This window comes from Protofrankia sp. Cj3 (assembly GCF_917627355.1).
GTDB lineage: Bacteria > Actinomycetota > Actinomycetes > Frankiales > Frankiaceae > Protofrankia.
On the sequence record NZ_CAKJTR010000112.1, the window covers coordinates 997 to 1,487 of the forward strand.

Here is a 491-nt window from a genome sequence, read left to right on the forward strand (position 1 = left end):
TGGCGAACTGCTTCCCTGGAATAAGATCGAGGAGCAGCTGAAGCCGGGGCTCGGTACTGACTGGTCTCGGGTTGCTCCAGTGCTGCAGCACTCGTTCAGTTCACCGGTGGTGAAAGCACAGCTTTCCTCGGTATTGCGCGGTGATACGTGGACCGTGCCGGTCAACTATTCCGGATGGACCGGCACGATCACTCTTGATGCCAAGCTGACTGATTTTGTCCACGACACCGACGTGGCGAAGTTCGAGTTCGAGACGGGCTCGGAGTCCCAGGCCGGGTCGGCCTCGTCTGTGGATGGCCGCTGGCGGTTGATCGCGGGTTTACCGATCCGGGTGAAAACATCGAAAGCCGACTACACGGTGACGCCCGGTGGTTTCTGGGATTGGCAGTCCGGTATGGCGGATGCGTCTGCCGGGCGGTCGATCAAAAAATCGAAGACGGTGGAGCCCGCGTCGATTTTCACCGCGCAGGCGAACATTGGTATCACGATTG

At 59.5% G+C, this 491-nt stretch carries 1 protein-coding gene; it reads left to right on the forward strand.

Annotated elements, in window-relative coordinates; translation table 11 throughout:
* Positions 1-491: hypothetical protein (locus MJ783_RS15340; RefSeq protein ID WP_239311122.1), on the forward strand; the 491-nt coding region annotated here is incomplete at both ends.